The sequence below is a fragment of the Saccharopolyspora indica genome (genome assembly GCF_027853965.1).
In the GTDB taxonomy this organism is placed as follows: domain Bacteria; phylum Actinomycetota; class Actinomycetes; order Mycobacteriales; family Pseudonocardiaceae; genus Saccharopolyspora; species Saccharopolyspora indica.
The window spans coordinates 324,993-339,781 of the sequence record NZ_JAQGLB010000004.1 but is presented as its reverse complement, the minus strand read 5'-3'; the positions used below and the strand labels follow the sequence as shown (position 1 = coordinate 339,781).

Below are 14,789 nucleotides of genomic sequence, written 5' to 3'. Positions count from 1 at the left end.
GTTTCGCCCCACTCTAGGAGGGGCTTCCCGAAGCGCGGACGGCCCACCGGCGATCAGTTGGCGGAGACCGGTTCGGCGTGGTGCCAGGGCCGCGGCGTGCCCTTGGCCTCGAAGTAGTCGCCGCCCTTGCGCTTGCCGTCGTCGGTGCTCCAGCTGCGCTGGCGCAGCACCGGGACCATCCGCGGGATGTGCTTGCGGCAGTGGATGTAGGCCTCCTCGACCTGCACGACCACCCACCGCTCGGGGGTGCGGCCGCGGGCGAAGTCGGCGGGCAGCGCGGGGTGGATCGCGCGCAGGTCGGCGTCCTCGACGATGCGGGCCTTGCCGTTGAGGTGCAGGCCGATCAGGTCGGTCACGAAGTCGACCAGCAGGATGCCGATGTGCGGGTTCTCGCTGATGTTGCCGAGGCTGGCCAGCACGCCGTTGCCGCGGTACTCGGGGTAGCAGACGTGCCGGTCGTCGAGCACCTCGATGAAGCCGGGCGCGCCGGCGCGCAGGCTCGAATCGCACTCGCCGCGCGCGTCGGCGGTGGCGATGAAGGCCAGGTCCATCCGCCCGATGAACTCCTTCATCTGCGGGTTGAGGTGGTCCAGGACCTGGTCGTCGTAGAACTTGCGAGCGCGCTTCTCGCTGCCGTAGGCCTGCTGGAGGAGGTGCTCGCCCCTCGAACCGGGCAGCTGCGCCTGGTGGTCGTCCTCGACGAACGGGTCGCGGGGCACCGCGACGAACGAGTGGTGCTGGAGCGGAGTGGTGCCCTGCCAGGAGGACTTGCGGGCGGGCGCGTCGGACAGTTCCAGGGCTAAGAGCGCCTCATCGGCGGTACCGCTCGGGGTCGGGTCGGGGCTCACGCGGCTCACCGTGTCACGCCTTCCTCTCCACTCACAGAGGTGGATACTAGGTTCCCCCGACCGGTTAATGCACTATCTACGAGTAGTAGTTAAGAAACACTCAAAAGTGGCATCAAGGCAGACGTGCCCCAGGCCCCGGGTTAGGGTCGGCCCAGTGTCGGGGGACGCAAGCCAGTAGCGGTGCACCTGTTCCGGGTACCGCCGCCAACGTGGAGAAGACTGCACCCGAACCATGACAGCGAACGCCGTACTGAGCCCCGGACCACCCCCGAACGAGCCGTCCTCAGGTGTGAGCAAGATGGTCCGCCTGATCCGCGAGAGCTTCGAGGTCGTCGAACCGCAGATCGACGACGTCGCCAAGTTCTTCTACGGGATGCTCTTCAGCCTCTCGCCCGCCACCCGCGAGCTCTTCGCGGTGAACATGGAGGTGCAGCGCAGCCGCCTGCTGCGGGCGCTCGTGCACGTCATCCAGATGGTCGACAAGCCCGACGAGCTGCTGCCGTTCCTGCACCAGCTCGGCCGCGACCACCGCAAGTTCGGCGTGGTCGCCGACCACTACGAAGCGGTGGGCACCGCACTGCTGGCCTCGATCAAGAAGCACGCGGGCGACGCCTGGACCGACACCGTCGAGCGGGCCTGGGCGGAGGCGTACACGGTGATGGCCTCGGCCATGACCGAAGCGGCCGCCGCCGACGACGGCCCCGCCTGGTACACCGGCGAGATCGTCCACCACGAGCGGCTGAGCTGGGACGTCGCGGTGCTCCGCGTCCAGACCGACCACCCGGTGCCCTACCTGCCCGGGCAGTACGTGAGCGTGGAGGTGCCGCAGCGGCCCCGGCTGTGGCGCTACCTGACCCCGGCCAACGCGCCCGCCGAGGACGGGATCATGGAGTTCCACGTCCGCTCGGTGGAGGGCGGCTGGGTGAGCCGAGCGCTGGTCGGGCACGCCCGCATCGGCGACCAGTGGCGGATCGGTTCGCCGATGGGCCGGATGACGGTGGACCGGGAGAACTCCCCGGACGTGCTGATGGTCGCCGGCGGCACCGGCGTCGCCCCGATGCGGGCGATCGTCGACGAGCTGGCGCAGTACGGCGAGAACCCCCGCGTCCAGCTGTTCTACGGCGGCCGCACCCGCGAGGACCTCTACGACCTGGAGAACCTCCAGCGGATCGCGATGCACAACCCGTGGCTGACGATCACGCCGGTGCTGGAGAACGACCCGGACATCTCCGGCGTCGAGCACGGCACGCTCGCCGAAGTGGTGACCCGCTTCGGCGCCTGGCAGGACTGGGACGTCCTGGTCAGCGGCTCCCCGGGAATGCTCCGCGCCACCGTCTCCCAGATGCTCGTCGCGGGCACCCCCCTCGACCGCATCCGCTACGACCCCTTCACCCTCGACTGACGGGGTGAAGGGCACCTTTCACCGAGTTACTTGGCGAAAGGTGCCCTTCACCCCGAGGAGCCGCAGCGGTGAGCCGAGCGCAGCAGAAGCTCGGCGGGCGCCGCTGCGCGGGTGGCTCACCGGGTCAGGCGATGAGTGAAGGGCACCTTTCACCAACAAAGTTGGCGAAAGGTGCCCTTCACCCGTATCGATCAGGTTCTGCGGTTGGGTTTCCAGACGACCAGCGCGGTTTCCTGGCGGACCGGGACCAGGTCTCGGCGGTAGGAGGCGTGGATCTGGGCCGCCGCCTGCTCCGCCGCGACGTGGGCCGCGGCGACTTCTTCCGCCAGTTCCTGGACTTTGGCGCGCAGCGCGTCGACCTCGTTCTCCAGGTCGATGATCCGCTTGATCCCGGCGAGGTTGACGCCCTCCTCCTGGGACAGGCGCTGGACCTCGCGCAGCAGCGCGATGTCGCGGAGGGAGTAGCGGCGGCCGCCCGCCGGGGTCCGGCCGGGCGAGACCAGGCCCAACCGGTCGTAGCTGCGCAGGGTTTGCGCGTGCAGACCGGAGAGCTGGGCGGCCACCGAGATCACGAACATCGGCGTGTCCTCGTCGGCCCCCGGTGGGAACCCGAAGCCCGGATCGGTTGTGCGGCGACCGGCCATGACTACCCTCCGAGCAACTCGTTCAGGTCCTGACGCGGATCGTGGTCGGCGGTCGCCTTCGCGTAGTCCGCCAGCGCCTCGGCCGCCTTGTCGTCCAATTTGGACGGAATGGCGACCTGCAGCGCGACCAGGAGATCCCCGCTGCTGCCGTCCTTCTTGCCCACTCCCTTGCCGCGCACCCGGAAGGTGCGGCCGCTGCTGGTCCCGGCCGGGACCTTCAGCGAGACCTTCCCGTCGAGCGTCGGCACCGTCAACGTAGTGCCCAGCGCCAGCTCCGGGAAGGTCACCGGCACCGTGATCGTCAGATCATCACCGGAACGTCCGAACACCCGGTGCGGTTTGACGTGCACCTTCACGTAGAGATCACCGGAGGCGGCACCCTGCCTGCCCGGTTCGCCCTGGCCCGCCAGCCTGATCCGCTGCCCGTCGGACACCCCGGCCGGGATCCGCACCGTCAGCGTGCGGCTGCGGGTGCTGACCCCCTCACCGGCGCAGTCCGGGCACGGGTCGTCGATCAGCTGACCGCGACCGCGGCAGTCCGGGCACGGCTCGCTGAACGCGAACGCGCCCTGGTTGCGGGTGACCAGACCGGTGCCCGAGCAAGTGCCGCAAGTGCGCGGCCGGGTGCCCGGCTTGGCCCCCGAACCGCGGCAGGTCTGGCAGGTCGCGGGGCTGGACAGCCGCAGCGGCACGGTGGCACCGCGCACCGCCTCGGTGAAGTCGATGCGGACCTCGGTCTCCACGTCGGCGCCGCGCTTGGGCCGGTTGGCCGTGGTCGAACCGGGGCGGCGGTTGCCGAACAAGCCGCCGAACAGGTCGCCGAGGCCACCTGCACCGCCGCCCTGACCGGCACCGCCGAAGAGGTCACCGATGTCGAAGCCGCCCTGGCCGCCGCCACCGAAGCCGCCGAAGCCGCCCTGACCGGCACCGCCGCCGAACCCGCCCGCGCCGAACAGCCGGCGGGCTTCGTCGTACTGCTTGCGCTTGTCCGGGTCCGACAGCACGCCGTAGGCCTCGGAGACGGACTTGAACTTCGCCTCCGCCTGCGCGTTCCCGGGGTTGGCGTCCGGGTGGTTCTCCCGCGCCAGCTTCCGGTACGACTTCTTGATCTCGTCCGCCGAAGCGTCGGAGGAGACGCCCAGCTCGGCGTAGAAATCCTTGTCGAGCCATTCCCTGGCGCTCACCGGACGCCCCTCCTCTCGCTCCTGATCAACCCTGCTCGGCCTGGTTCTCGTCGGCTGCGGCCGCCGGTTCGTGATCGGTCACCGCGACCATGGCCGGCCGCAGCACCCGGTCGCTGAACCGGTAGCCGCGACGCAGCACGGCGGTCACGGTCGGGCCGCTCACGTCCGGGGAGGTGCTGTGCTGCACCGCCTCGTGCACGGACGGGTCGAACTCGTCGCCCTCCGCGCCGAACGCTTCCAGACCGGCCGAGTTCAACGTCGTGACCAGCTTGTCGGCCACGGCCTTGAACGCACCGTTGAGGTCGCCGTGCGCCTCGGCGCGCTCCAGGTCGTCCAGCACCGTCAGCAGGTCACCGGCCACCGAGGCCTTGGCCCCGGCGATCACCGACTCGCGGTCACGTTCCACCCGCTTGCGGTAGTTCGCGTACTCCGCGGTGACCCGCTTGAGGTCGGCGGTGAGCTCGTCGACCTGCTGCTGCAGGCCGGCGGACTCGCCCTGGGCCGGTTCGGCGGCGGAGTCGGACTCCGCGGCCGCCCCGGCCTCGGCGACGGCCTCGTCGAGGGTGCCGGAGATGCTGTCGGGCACCTGCGCCTCTTCTCCGTTCGGAGCGGGGGTCCGGCGCTGGCCGGTCTCGGGGTCGATGCGACGCCGATCCCGGACCACCACCGGCTCCTGCTCGCCTTCGTTGCGCGACATCTCGGACCGGTCCGCTGTCACTTCTTCTTCTCGTCCTCGTCGTCGACGATCTCGGCGTCCACCACGTCGTCGGCACCGGAGGCCTTGGAGCCCGCGGCGTCGTCCGCGGCACCCGCGCCCGGCGCACCGGCGCCCGCAGCCGCGTTGGCACCGGCGTCGGCGTAGAGCGCCTGGCCGAGGGCCTGGGACTCGGTGGCCAGCTTCTCCACCGCGGCGGAGATGGCGGCGACGTCCTCGCCCTTGAGCGCCTCGTTGACCTCGTCGATCGCGGACTTGACCTTGTCCTTGACCTCGCCGGGCAGCTTCTCGTCGTTCTCCTTGAGGACCTTCTCGGTCTGGTAGACGAGGGTCTCGGCCTGGTTGCGGGCCTCGGCCTCCTCGCGACGCTTCTTGTCCTCGTCGGCGTGCGCCTCGGCGTCCTTGACCATCCGGTCGATGTCGTCCTTCGGCAGCGCGGAGCCGCCGGTGATCGTCATCGACTGCTCCTTGCCGGTGCCCAGGTCCTTCGCCGAGACGTGCACGATGCCGTTGGCGTCGATGTCGAAGGTGACCTCGATCTGCGGCATGCCGCGCGGCGCCGGCGGGAGGCCGGTGAGCTCGAACATGCCGAGCTTCTTGTTGTGCGCGGCGATCTCGCGCTCGCCCTGGAACACCTGGATCTGCACCGACGGCTGGTTGTCGTCGGCGGTGGTGAAGGTCTCGGAGCGCTTGGTCGGGATCGTGGTGTTGCGCTCGATCAGCTTGGTCATGATGCCGCCCTTGGTCTCGATGCCCAGGGACAGCGGGGTGACGTCGAGCAGCAGGACGTCCTTGACCTCACCGCGCAGCACACCGGCCTGCAGGCTGGCGCCGACCGCGACGACCTCGTCCGGGTTCACGCCCTTGTTCGGCTCGCGGCCACCGGTCAGGTCCTTGACCAGCTCGGAGACGGCGGGCATGCGGGTGGAACCGCCGACCATCACCACGTGGTCGATGTCGGCGAGCTTGACGCCCGCGTCGCGGATGACCGCCTCGAACGGCTTGCGGCAGCGCTCGAGCAGGTCGGAGGTGATCCGCTGGAACTCGGCGCGGGAGAGCGTCTCGTCCAGGAACAGCGGGTTCTTGTCCGCGTCGACCGTGATGTAGGGCAGGTTGATGTTCGCGCTGGAGGAGCTGGAGAGCTCGATCTTGGCCTTCTCCGCGGCTTCCTTGATCCGCTGCATGGCCATCCGGTCCTTGGTCAGGTCGATGCCCGACGAGGACTTGAACTTCTCCACCAGCCACTCGACGATGCGCTCGTCCCAGTCGTCACCACCGAGGTGGTTGTCACCGCTGGTGGCCCGCACCTCGACGACGCCCTCGCCGATCTCCAGCAGCGAGACGTCGAAGGTGCCGCCACCGAGGTCGAAGACCAGGATGGTCTGCTCCTTCTCGCCCTTCTCCAGGCCGTAGGCCAGCGCGGCCGCGGTCGGCTCGTTGACGATCCGCAGCACGTTCAGACCGGCGATCTGGCCGGCTTCCTTCGTGGCCTGCCGCTGGGCGTCCTCGAAGTAGGCCGGGACGGTGATCACCGCGTCGGTGACCTCCTCGCCCAGGTAGGCCTCGGCGTCCCGCTTGAGCTTCATCAGCACGCGAGCGCTGATCTCCTGCGAGGTGTAGGCCTTGTCGTCGATCTGCACCTTCCAGTCGGTGCCCATGTGCCGCTTGACCGACCGGATGGTGCGGTCCACGTTGGTGACCGCCTGGTTCTTCGCGGGCTGACCGGTGAGGATCTCGCCGTTCTTCGCGAAGGCCACGATGGACGGCGTGGTCCGCGAGCCCTCGGAGTTGGCGATCACCGTCGGTTCACCGCCCTCCAGGACGGAAACGACGGAGTTGGTCGTCCCCAGGTCGATGCCGACCGCTCGCGCCATGCTGAATTCCTCCCGACTTGTGCCTGTGCGCCCAGGAGCCGCCAGGGCCCTGAGCCTTGCTCACTCAAGTTCTACCCACTGCACATCAGCACCGTCAACCGGGTTGAGCGCAGCTCACTCAAGCTTTCTGACTGGACAACGCCCGGCCCTGCCTGACGAGTTCCGCGAAGTGACGCGAACCACCCGGTCAGGAACGCACGCTGATGCTCCCGCTGCCGCTGGAGAGCGTCAGCCGCTTCGCCGCGGACGGGTCCTGCGGCACCTGGACGTCCACGCCGCCGCTGCCGGCGTCGGTGTCCACCCGGTACCGGTCGGCGGGCACCACCAGGTCGATGCCGCCGCTGCCGGTGGACACCTCCGCGCGCTGCGGCCCGGTGAGCTCCAGCTCGATGCTCCCGGAGCCGCTGCTCGCGACGATCTCCGCGCCGCGCAGGCCGGTGCCGGTGATGCCCCCGCTGCCCGCCTCCGCCTCGACCCGCCCGCCCAGGTCGGCGAGCTCGATGCTCCCGGAGCTGCTGCGCACGTCGACCGGGCTGTCGGTGCCGCTCACCTGCACGCCCCCGGAGCTGGACCGCACGCCCACCGGCCCGGCGATGTCCCGCAGCTCGACCGACCCGGAGCTGACCTCCGCCTGCACCGAGGCCATGCCCACGACGATCAGCCCGCCGGACCCGAGCTCGCCCTCGACCGGCACCTGCGCGGGCAGCGTGACCTCGTAGGACACGCTGCAGTTCCACCCGCAGTCGTTCGCCAGCACCAGCTCGCCGCCTTCGACCCGGTGTTCCACCTCGCCGTCGCCGCCGCCCCAGAGCGCAGCGCCCCACCGCTCCACCTTCTGGGTGATCTCGCCGCGCCCGCCCGGCTCGTACCGGACCGCGACCGATCCGGAGCCGTCACCGAGCCGGACGCGGTCGACGCCGCTCACCGGATCGGTGCGCTGCTGCGTGGTCGACAGCGGTCCCCAGAACGCCACGGCACCTCCGATCAGCACCAACGCCGCGCCGCCGATCGCGAGCCCTACCCGTGCCATGGCCAAGTCCTCTCATCCCCAGAACGCTTCGCGCCGAGGAAACTACGCACCGCGCGCAATTCCCCACATCGGGGACTCCCCGGAACCGACCCGGGGTTCGCCGTCACCCGACGGCGGGGAGCCAGCCGAAGACCCCCGCGTAGTAGACGATGCCCTGCCGGGCGAGCAGAAAGCCGACGATTCCGAGAATCCACAGCCAGCTGCCGTCGGCCTCCTTGTCCTCGCGCCTGTCCAGCCACCGCTGGAGCTTGGGCCGCACTCGCGGCTCGAAGCGCGCGAAACCGGCGACCAGCAGCAGCGGCGGCAGCACGAAGATGAGGTTGTAGCCGGTCAGCAGCAGCACCGCGAGCAGCGGCTCGGCGGTGTACCCGCGCAGGATTCCGATCGCGCCCAGGTAGGGCAGCGCGGTGCTGAACTCGGCGAGGGTGATCGCCACACCGGTGCCGAAGACCGCGGGCATCGGCAGGTTCTGCGGCAGCGACGGCAGGCGCACCCCCGACCGGAAGCGCTTCGGCGGGAACAGCGCCATGATCAGCATCGCCACGCCGCCGACCGCCGCCAGCGCGTTGCCGACGCGCTCCACCCAGAGCCCGTCCGCCAAGCGCAGGACCCCGTCGAGCCCGAAGTAGATCAGCAGGCCGAGCGTCAGGTAGGTGGCGAAGATGGCGGCCGCGTACACCGCCACCCGGCTCCGGTACGGGCCGCCGCGCAGCGCCAGGATCACGGCCACCGCCAGCGCGGACGGGTTCAGCGCGTCTATCAGCGACAAGCCGTAGAAGCCCAGCAGTGCGGACATGTCGAACCCCCGGGAGATCAGTTCAGGTAACCGCGGTCGCGCAGGTAGTCGATCGGCTGGACGAGGAAGCGGAGCATCGGTTCGAGGTCGTCGGCGGTGGGCGGTTCGTCGGCGATGAGGCCCTGCATGAGGATTCCGTCGATCGCCGCGAACAGGGCCCGGATCACCGGCTCGTCGCCGCCGCGACCGTCGTTGACGTAGCCGGAGGCGGCCTCGATCCAGCGGCGCGCGGCCGGGCGCAGCGCCGGGCGGCGGGCCGCCAGCAGGTACAGCTCGTACTCGCCGAGGGTGCGTTCGCGGTGGTCGCGCAGCAGCCCGGCCAGGTTCTCGGCGATGGCCCGGGGCCAGTCGGTGCGCTCCTGGACCTGCTCGCGCAGCACGTCCAGCTGCTCGATGAGCCCTTCGCAGCCCTCCAGCAGCCCGGCCACCAGCAGGTCGTCGATGCCGTCGAAGTAGTAGGCGATGGAGGCGGGCGGGACACCGGCCTCGCGCGCGATGTTGCGGTGGCTGACCGCACCGACCCCTTCGCGGGCGACCACCCGCAGCGCCGCGTCGATGATCGCGCGGCGGCGGCGCTCGCCCTTGAGCCTGCGGCCGTCGGTCTCCTCCTCCGGGGTGCGACGCGGCTGGGTCAATGCGCACCTCCGAGCTCCAGCGCGAGGACGCCGCCGATGATGAGCGCGACGCCGCCGATCTGCACCGCGGTGATCGACTCGCCGAGGAACACCGCGCCGATGATCGCCACCAGCGCGACCCCGGCCCCGGCCCAGATCGCGTAGGCGATGCTGACCGGCAGCCCGAGCTTGAGCACCGAGGCCAGCGCGGTGAAGGCGACCAGGTAGCCGATCACCACCAGGGCGGAGGGGATGGGCTTGCTGAACCCCTCGGACAGCTTCAACGACACGGTCGCGAGCACCTCGCTGAGAATCGCCACCGCCAGCACCAGGTAGGCCACGCGCCCCTCTCCCTTCGAAAACCTGAACGATCGCCCAACTTTGTGGGCACGAGCGTGCCCCCGCCGACGGGGGCACCGGTTCAGTCCTCGGAGCGCTCGGACTTCCCGCCGCTGCCGAAGACCAGGTCGGCGAGGATCACCGCGGCCCAGATGCCCAGCGGGATCATCGGCCAGAAGAACGTCGCCGCACCGGAGGCGATCGAGGTCACCAGCCAGATCCCGACCAGGATGACCCCGGTCCCGCCCCAGTCGCGCCACTCCTTGATCTGCTTGCGCTTGCGCTTCTCGCGCTTGGCGACCTGCTTCGACGGCTTCGGCGGCGCCGCCTCGGGGAGGTCCGAGGTGAGCGGCGCGAGCTCGCCGTAGGTCGTCGCCGCGAACGCCTGCTGCAGGCGCTCGTCGTACTCGGGGAGGGTGAGCCGCCCTTCGTCCAGCGCCGCCCGCAGCCGCTGCGCCACGGCCTCCCGGTCGCCGTCCGACGCGCGCATCGCCCCGCTGTCCGCCCCAGTCATCGCACCCCCTGGACCGCTCGGTGTGACCGAACGAACCGTTCACCCGATCAAATACGTGGCGAAAATCGCACCGCGTCCGGATTCTGCTCCGAGCGACGCCCGGCACGCGGGATCCGCGACGAAATCGCAACCCCCGCCCCAGCCGCCAGCAGGAACAACTCGGACAACCCCAGCCGCGGCGCCGACGCCACGGGATCAGCCTACCGGATAAACCTGTACGAATGCACAACTAGTTTTTCGCCCGGCGGTCTCGCAGAATCACCGACTGTTACCGACCTGCGCACGGCCCCTGTAGTTACCGATGGGTAACAGGGCGTACGCTGCCCTAACGGACAACCCTCGAACAGGAGGCCGCGAGCATGGGTGCTGTTCAGATCACGCTTGGCGCGATCTCGGTCGCGCTCGGCGTCGTCGCGTGGAGCATGTTCGCCATGACCATCGCCCGGTTCGTGCGGATCATCCGCCTCGGGCAACCGGATCCCACGCGCAACGGCCCGGTGATGGCCCGCCTGGCGACCCTGGTCAAGGAGTTCGCCGCGCACACCCGGATGAACAAGTTCCGCAACGTCGGCTTCTGGCACTGGCTGGTGATGTGGGGCTTCCTGCTCGGCTCGCTGGCGGTGTTCGAGGCCTACGGGGAGGTGTTCGTCCCGACGTGGGGCTTCCCGATCCTCAGCGACCTGGCGATCTACGGCCTGCTGATGGAGATCCTCGGCGTGGGCACCGTGGTGGGCATCGTGGTGCTGATCGTGATCCGGCAGCGCAACCACCCGCGCCGCGCCGACCGGGTCTCGCGCTTCCAGGGCTCGAACTTCAAGTGGGCCTACTTCATCGAGGCCGTCGTGCTGATCGAGGGCCTGGGCATCCTGGGCGTGCGGGCCGCGAAGTCCGCGCTGGGCGTGCACCCGATGCCGCTGTGGTCGGAGTTCGTCTCCGGCCCGCTGGGCATGCTGCTGCCTGCCAGCGAGGACCTGGTGTCGGCGTTCGCGTTCCTGAAGCTGATGTCGGCGACCGTCTGGCTGGTCGTGGTGGCCCGCACCATGACGATGGGCATCGCGTGGCACCGGTTCTCGGCGTTCTTCAACATCTACTTCAAGCGCGAGGCCGACGGCGATGTCGCGCTGGGCGCGGTCAAGCCGATGATGTCGGGCGGCAAGCCGCTGGACTTCGAGGAGGCCGACCCGGACACCGACGTGTTCGGCGCCGGCAAGGTCGAGGACTTCTCGTGGAAGGGCTGGCTGGACTTCACCACCTGCACCGAGTGCGGTCGGTGCCAGTCGCAGTGCCCGGCGTGGAACACCGGCAAGCCGCTCTCGCCGAAGCTGCTGATCACCTCGCTGCGCGACCACGCCTACGCCAAGGCCCCGTACCTGCTGGCCGGTGGCAGCAAGGACATGGCCGGTGACGAGGTCGGCATCACCGGTGACGACGCCGAGGCGAAGCTGGCGAAGATCGACGTGCTGGCGCTGGCCGAGGCCGAGCGTCCGCTGGTGGGCGGCCCGGACGAGCTCGGGGTGATCGACCCCGAGGTGCTGTGGGCGTGCACCAGCTGTGGTGCGTGCGTGGAGCAGTGCCCGGTGGACATCGAGCACGTGGACCACATCGTGGACATGCGGCGTTACCAGGTGATGATCGAGTCGAACTTCCCGACCGAGCTGGGCGGGATGTTCAAGAACCTGGAGAACAAGGGCAACCCGTGGGGCCAGAACGCCAAGGACCGCTTGGCGTGGACCGAGGGCCTGGACTTCGAGGTGCCGGTCTTCGACGGCGAGCTGGCCGAGGACGTGGAGTACCTGTTCTGGGTCGGCTGCGCCGGTGCGTTCGAGGACCGCGCGAAGAAGACCACCCAGGCCGTGGCGGAGCTGCTGCACATGGCCGGGGTGAAGTACACGGTGCTCGGGCCGGAGGAGACCTGCACCGGTGACCCGGCGCGGCGTGCGGGCAACGAGTTCATCTTCCAGATGCTGGCCCAGCAGAACGTCGAGGTGCTGAACTCGGTGTTCGAGGGCCGCGAGCCGGGCAAGCGCAAGATCGTCGCGACGTGCGCGCACTGCTTCAACTCGCTGGCCAACGAGTACTCGCAGCTGGGCGGCGACTTCGAGGTCGTGCACCACACCCAGCTGCTGAACAAGCTGGTCCGCGAGAAGCGCCTGACCCCGGTCGCCCCGGTGGCCGAGGACGTGACCTACCACGACCCCTGCTACCTGGGCCGTCACAACAAGGTCTACACGCCGCCGCGCGACCTGGTCGGCGCCTCGGGTGCGACCTTCCGCGAGATGCCGCGCCACGCCGACCGCTCGATGTGCTGCGGTGCGGGTGGCGCGCGGATGTGGATGGAAGAGCGCATCGGCAAGCGGATCAACGTCGAGCGCGTCGACGAAGCGCTGGGCACCGCGCCGTCGAAGATCGCGACCGGCTGCCCGTTCTGCAAGGTGATGCTCTCCGACGGCCTGACCGCCCGCCAGAGTGAGAAGGTCGCCGCCGAGTCGATCGAGGTCGTCGACGTGGCGCAGCTCCTGCTGTCCGCGGTGAAGCGCGGAGACAAGAAGGACTCCGAAGACACCGCCACGACCGGTAGCTGACGGATCTACTGCGAAGGGCGTCTCCCGACTCGGGAGGCGCCCTTCGTCTTTTCAGGACAGCTTGTCCAATCTCGCCTTCACCGCACGGCTGCGCGGGTGTTCCGCTCCGAAAAGCACGCAGCTGCATTCCCACACCTTCCGAAACTCCGCCGCAGCTTGATCCGTCTCTCCGCGCTCCAGCAGCACGCCAGCCAGACTGTCCCGGATGAACAGCGTGTTCGGATTCTCCTCGCCGCACGTCCGGACGGCCTGGTCCAGCAGCGCCCGGTACTCGGTCTCGGCTTGCGCGAGCTCACCCCGGCCCATCAGCAGGGACGCCAGGGAGGTCCGGAGCTTCAGGATCATCAAGTGGGACTCACCGTACGACTGCTCCTCCAACCGGAGCGCTTCGCGCAGCTCTTTCTCAACGTGCCCCAGCTCGCCGTGGCTCTTCTCTACGATGGCCAAGCTCGCCCGGATGAGCAGGGTCTGCGGAAGTTCCGCGCCGCGAAGCTGGTACGACAGCGCCAAGGCCGCGCGGAGCTCGGCTTCAGCCCGCGCTGATTCGCCGCGGGCGAATAGCAAACCAGCGAGGTGGACCCGCGCAGTCAGCATCACGGAATGCGCCTCACCGTCGATCTGCGCGGACAGATCGAGCACCTCCTGGTACTCGGCCTCCGCCCGGGAATACTCACCTTGTTCCTGGAGCATCCCGGCGACCCTGTTCCGCGCGTCCAGGGTCCGCCAGCTTCCGTCTCCCGATTCTTCCTGGTGGCACTTCAACGCCAGCTGGAAAAAGCGGAGGGCCTGGGTGAAGTGACCCATCTGCGAACAGAAGCGCCCGTCGCGGTGCACATGTCCGCCACTGGTCCCCCCACGAGCTCACGGAATTCGTCGCGCTGGTCGGCGAAGCTGGCCAGAAACGCACAGTGCGGGACCAGCAGGCTCCAGAGCGGCCAAGTCGTGTAGTCACCGGCATCGATGGAGCGGCCCGCGATCGTCAGCAGCCCCAAGCACACCAGCACGTACGTGTCTCGCTTGTCGTCGCTGACCTGGTAGCGGTTCGCCTCGCGGATGACCGGGTGCAAGCGCAGGACTGGAATCGCCGCCTCGCCGTGAGTGGTCGACTCGATGAGCCCGAACCCGGACAGCGCGCTCAACGTGGCGGCGAGCCGCAGGGCGGTGAGTCCCTCGAACTCCGGAATCACGACCAGCACGGCCACATCGAGGAGTTCGAGCGGGATCGGCGCGGCCTCGAATTGCGCCAGCAGATGGATCAGGGGGCGAGCCATCGGATGCCCGCGCTCCGCGAGCAGGTCCAGGGACAGTTCCCAGGTGCGGTGCAGCATCGCCCTCTGAGTCAGAGGATGCGGCGCTTCCGGGAGTTCGGTCACCTCCGGCCAGCGCTCGTCCAGCGCGGTCCGGTAGCCGGTGAAGTCGGTGGGGAGCTCCAGACCCGGCACCCGTGGCATAGCGCCTGAGACGGACAGGTACTGACCCGCCAAGTGCAGGGCGAGCGGTAACCCACCGAGCCGTTCCGCCAGTTCGCGCGCCTGCTCTGGCGTTCCGGCAGTCGGCGCGCGGTCCAGCAACACCTGCGCGCCAGCGGCGGAAGAGAGTAGGCCGACCGCATGCAGCTGCGCGAGGTTCCCCCACGCCTGCGGATGCCCATCGCGGCTGGTGACCAGCACGGAGCCCGTCCGCCGCAACCATCCCGTGCCCGCCGAGACCGGTCTCCCGGCACCGAGAAGGCTTGAGTCATCGGCGTTGTCGAGCACCAGCAGCCAATCCGTGCGCTGCTCCAGCTGCCGCCACAGCAGGTCCGGCGCGAGCCCGCGCCCCTCCCAGGCGCTTTGCACTTCCTCGGGATCCGCGCCCGCGCGCAGCGCGACCTCGCGCAGGCCGTCGTGCAGGCTCGCCTCGGACGAGGCGTCCACCCACCACGTTTCAACGCCGAGCTCGGTCACCACGCATTGCGCGACCGTGGTCTTCCCATAGCCACCTGCGCCGTGAAGCACGACGGGGTTCCGCCCGCGCAGCGCCTCGACCACCGACCTCACCAGCTCATCGCGACCGCGCACATCGTGCGCCGCGACAGGAGGAGTCACCGTGCCCAGGCCCGGGCCGACAGCTGGTGCTCCGTTGAAGTTCACGTCGCCGTGGATGTAGCGGGCTTGCACCGCCGACCCGACGTGGCCGTTCAACGCGTTATGCGCCGATTCCTGCATGCCAACCCCCATGCGATCCCCGGTCAGGCTATCCAAGGTG

General features: G+C 69.5%; 14 protein-coding genes. 2 read left to right on the top strand and 12 right to left on the bottom strand.

From position 1 onward, the window contains the following. Positions 1-53: 53 nt before the first annotated feature. Complete coding sequence (locus tag OU416_RS12215; protein WP_270927008.1) at positions 54-848, bottom strand: pyridoxamine 5'-phosphate oxidase family protein; 795 nt, start codon at positions 846-848, stop codon at positions 54-56. A 298-nt stretch (positions 849-1,146) separates the two neighbouring features. Between OU416_RS12215 and OU416_RS12210 the strand changes: the two genes are divergently transcribed. Continuing rightward, a complete protein-coding gene (locus OU416_RS12210) occupies positions 1,147-2,250 on the top strand; it encodes an FAD-binding oxidoreductase (protein WP_270927007.1) in 1,104 nt (367 codons plus the stop codon). A gap of 191 nt (positions 2,251-2,441) precedes the next feature. On the opposite strand, the gene OU416_RS12205 is transcribed toward OU416_RS12210, so the two are convergent. The 9 genes from OU416_RS12205 to OU416_RS12165 all read right to left on the bottom strand — a co-directional run bounded on the left by OU416_RS12205 (position 2,442) and on the right by OU416_RS12165 (position 9,960). Then, positions 2,442-2,894, bottom strand: a complete 453-nt coding sequence (locus OU416_RS12205) for a heat shock protein transcriptional repressor HspR (protein WP_270927006.1) — start codon at positions 2,892-2,894, stop codon at positions 2,442-2,444. 2 nt (positions 2,895-2,896) lie between these two features. Further along, complete coding sequence (dnaJ, locus tag OU416_RS12200) at positions 2,897-4,078, bottom strand: molecular chaperone DnaJ (RefSeq protein WP_270927005.1); 1,182 nt, start codon at positions 4,076-4,078, stop codon at positions 2,897-2,899. 25 nt (positions 4,079-4,103) lie between these two features. Further along, entirely contained in the window at positions 4,104-4,775 is a 672-nt protein-coding gene (grpE, locus tag OU416_RS12195; protein ID WP_372907176.1) for a nucleotide exchange factor GrpE, read from the bottom strand. A 17-nt stretch (positions 4,776-4,792) separates the two neighbouring features. After that, positions 4,793-6,667, bottom strand: a complete 1,875-nt coding sequence (gene dnaK, locus OU416_RS12190) for a molecular chaperone DnaK (RefSeq protein WP_121505342.1) — start codon at positions 6,665-6,667, stop codon at positions 4,793-4,795. A 187-nt stretch (positions 6,668-6,854) separates the two neighbouring features. After that, on the bottom strand, positions 6,855-7,697 hold the full coding sequence (locus OU416_RS12185) for a DUF4097 family beta strand repeat-containing protein (protein WP_270927003.1): 843 nt from the start codon (positions 7,695-7,697) through the stop codon (positions 6,855-6,857). Between the two features lie 103 nt (positions 7,698-7,800). Beyond that, entirely contained in the window at positions 7,801-8,493 is a 693-nt protein-coding gene (locus tag OU416_RS12180; RefSeq protein ID WP_270927002.1) for a GAP family protein, read from the bottom strand. Between the two features lie 17 nt (positions 8,494-8,510). Further along, positions 8,511-9,128 carry a TetR/AcrR family transcriptional regulator gene (locus OU416_RS12175; protein WP_270927001.1) on the bottom strand — a complete coding sequence of 206 codons (618 nt, stop codon included), beginning with the start codon at positions 9,126-9,128 and terminating at the stop codon, positions 8,511-8,513. Continuing rightward, positions 9,125-9,448, bottom strand: a complete 324-nt coding sequence (locus tag OU416_RS12170; protein ID WP_270927000.1) for a DMT family transporter — start codon at positions 9,446-9,448, stop codon at positions 9,125-9,127. Before OU416_RS12170 ends, OU416_RS12175 begins: the two co-directional genes overlap by 4 nt. A gap of 80 nt (positions 9,449-9,528) precedes the next feature. Beyond that, positions 9,529-9,960, bottom strand: a complete 432-nt coding sequence (locus OU416_RS12165) for a DUF1707 SHOCT-like domain-containing protein (protein WP_270926999.1) — start codon at positions 9,958-9,960, stop codon at positions 9,529-9,531. A gap of 359 nt (positions 9,961-10,319) precedes the next feature. Between OU416_RS12165 and OU416_RS12160 the strand changes: the two genes are divergently transcribed. Continuing rightward, positions 10,320-12,542 carry a (Fe-S)-binding protein gene (locus OU416_RS12160; protein ID WP_270926998.1) on the top strand — a complete coding sequence of 741 codons (2,223 nt, stop codon included), beginning with the start codon at positions 10,320-10,322 and terminating at the stop codon, positions 12,540-12,542. A gap of 51 nt (positions 12,543-12,593) precedes the next feature. Here the strand turns inward: OU416_RS12160 and OU416_RS12155 are convergent, their stop codons facing one another. Further along, positions 12,594-13,346 (bottom strand): tetratricopeptide repeat protein, encoded by a 753-nt coding sequence (locus OU416_RS12155; RefSeq protein WP_270926997.1) that lies wholly within the window; start codon positions 13,344-13,346, stop codon positions 12,594-12,596. Beyond that, positions 13,301-14,785, bottom strand: a complete 1,485-nt coding sequence (locus OU416_RS12150; RefSeq protein ID WP_270926996.1) for an NB-ARC domain-containing protein — start codon at positions 14,783-14,785, stop codon at positions 13,301-13,303. Before OU416_RS12150 ends, OU416_RS12155 begins: the two co-directional genes overlap by 46 nt. Positions 14,786-14,789 lie beyond the last annotated feature (4 nt).

Excerpts from the sequence above, each read along its gene's own strand:
- OU416_RS12155 (WP_270926997.1), bottom strand. The coding sequence starts at position 13,346 with ATGGGTCACTTCACCCAGGCCCTCCGCTTTTTCCAGCTGGCGTTGAAG.
- grpE (WP_372907176.1), bottom strand. The coding sequence starts at position 4,775 with ATGTCGCGCAACGAAGGCGAGCAGGAGCCGGTGGTGGTCCGGGATCGG.
- dnaK (WP_121505342.1), bottom strand. The coding sequence starts at position 6,667 with ATGGCGCGAGCGGTCGGCATCGACCTGGGGACGACCAACTCCGTCGTT.
- OU416_RS12185 (WP_270927003.1), bottom strand. The coding sequence starts at position 7,697 with ATGGCACGGGTAGGGCTCGCGATCGGCGGCGCGGCGTTGGTGCTGATC.
- OU416_RS12160 (WP_270926998.1), top strand. The coding sequence starts at position 10,320 with ATGGGTGCTGTTCAGATCACGCTTGGCGCGATCTCGGTCGCGCTCGGC.
- OU416_RS12180 (WP_270927002.1), bottom strand. The coding sequence starts at position 8,493 with ATGTCCGCACTGCTGGGCTTCTACGGCTTGTCGCTGATAGACGCGCTG.
- OU416_RS12210 (WP_270927007.1), top strand. The coding sequence starts at position 1,147 with ATGGTCCGCCTGATCCGCGAGAGCTTCGAGGTCGTCGAACCGCAGATC.
- OU416_RS12205 (WP_270927006.1), bottom strand. The coding sequence starts at position 2,894 with ATGGCCGGTCGCCGCACAACCGATCCGGGCTTCGGGTTCCCACCGGGG.
- OU416_RS12165 (WP_270926999.1), bottom strand. The coding sequence starts at position 9,960 with ATGACTGGGGCGGACAGCGGGGCGATGCGCGCGTCGGACGGCGACCGG.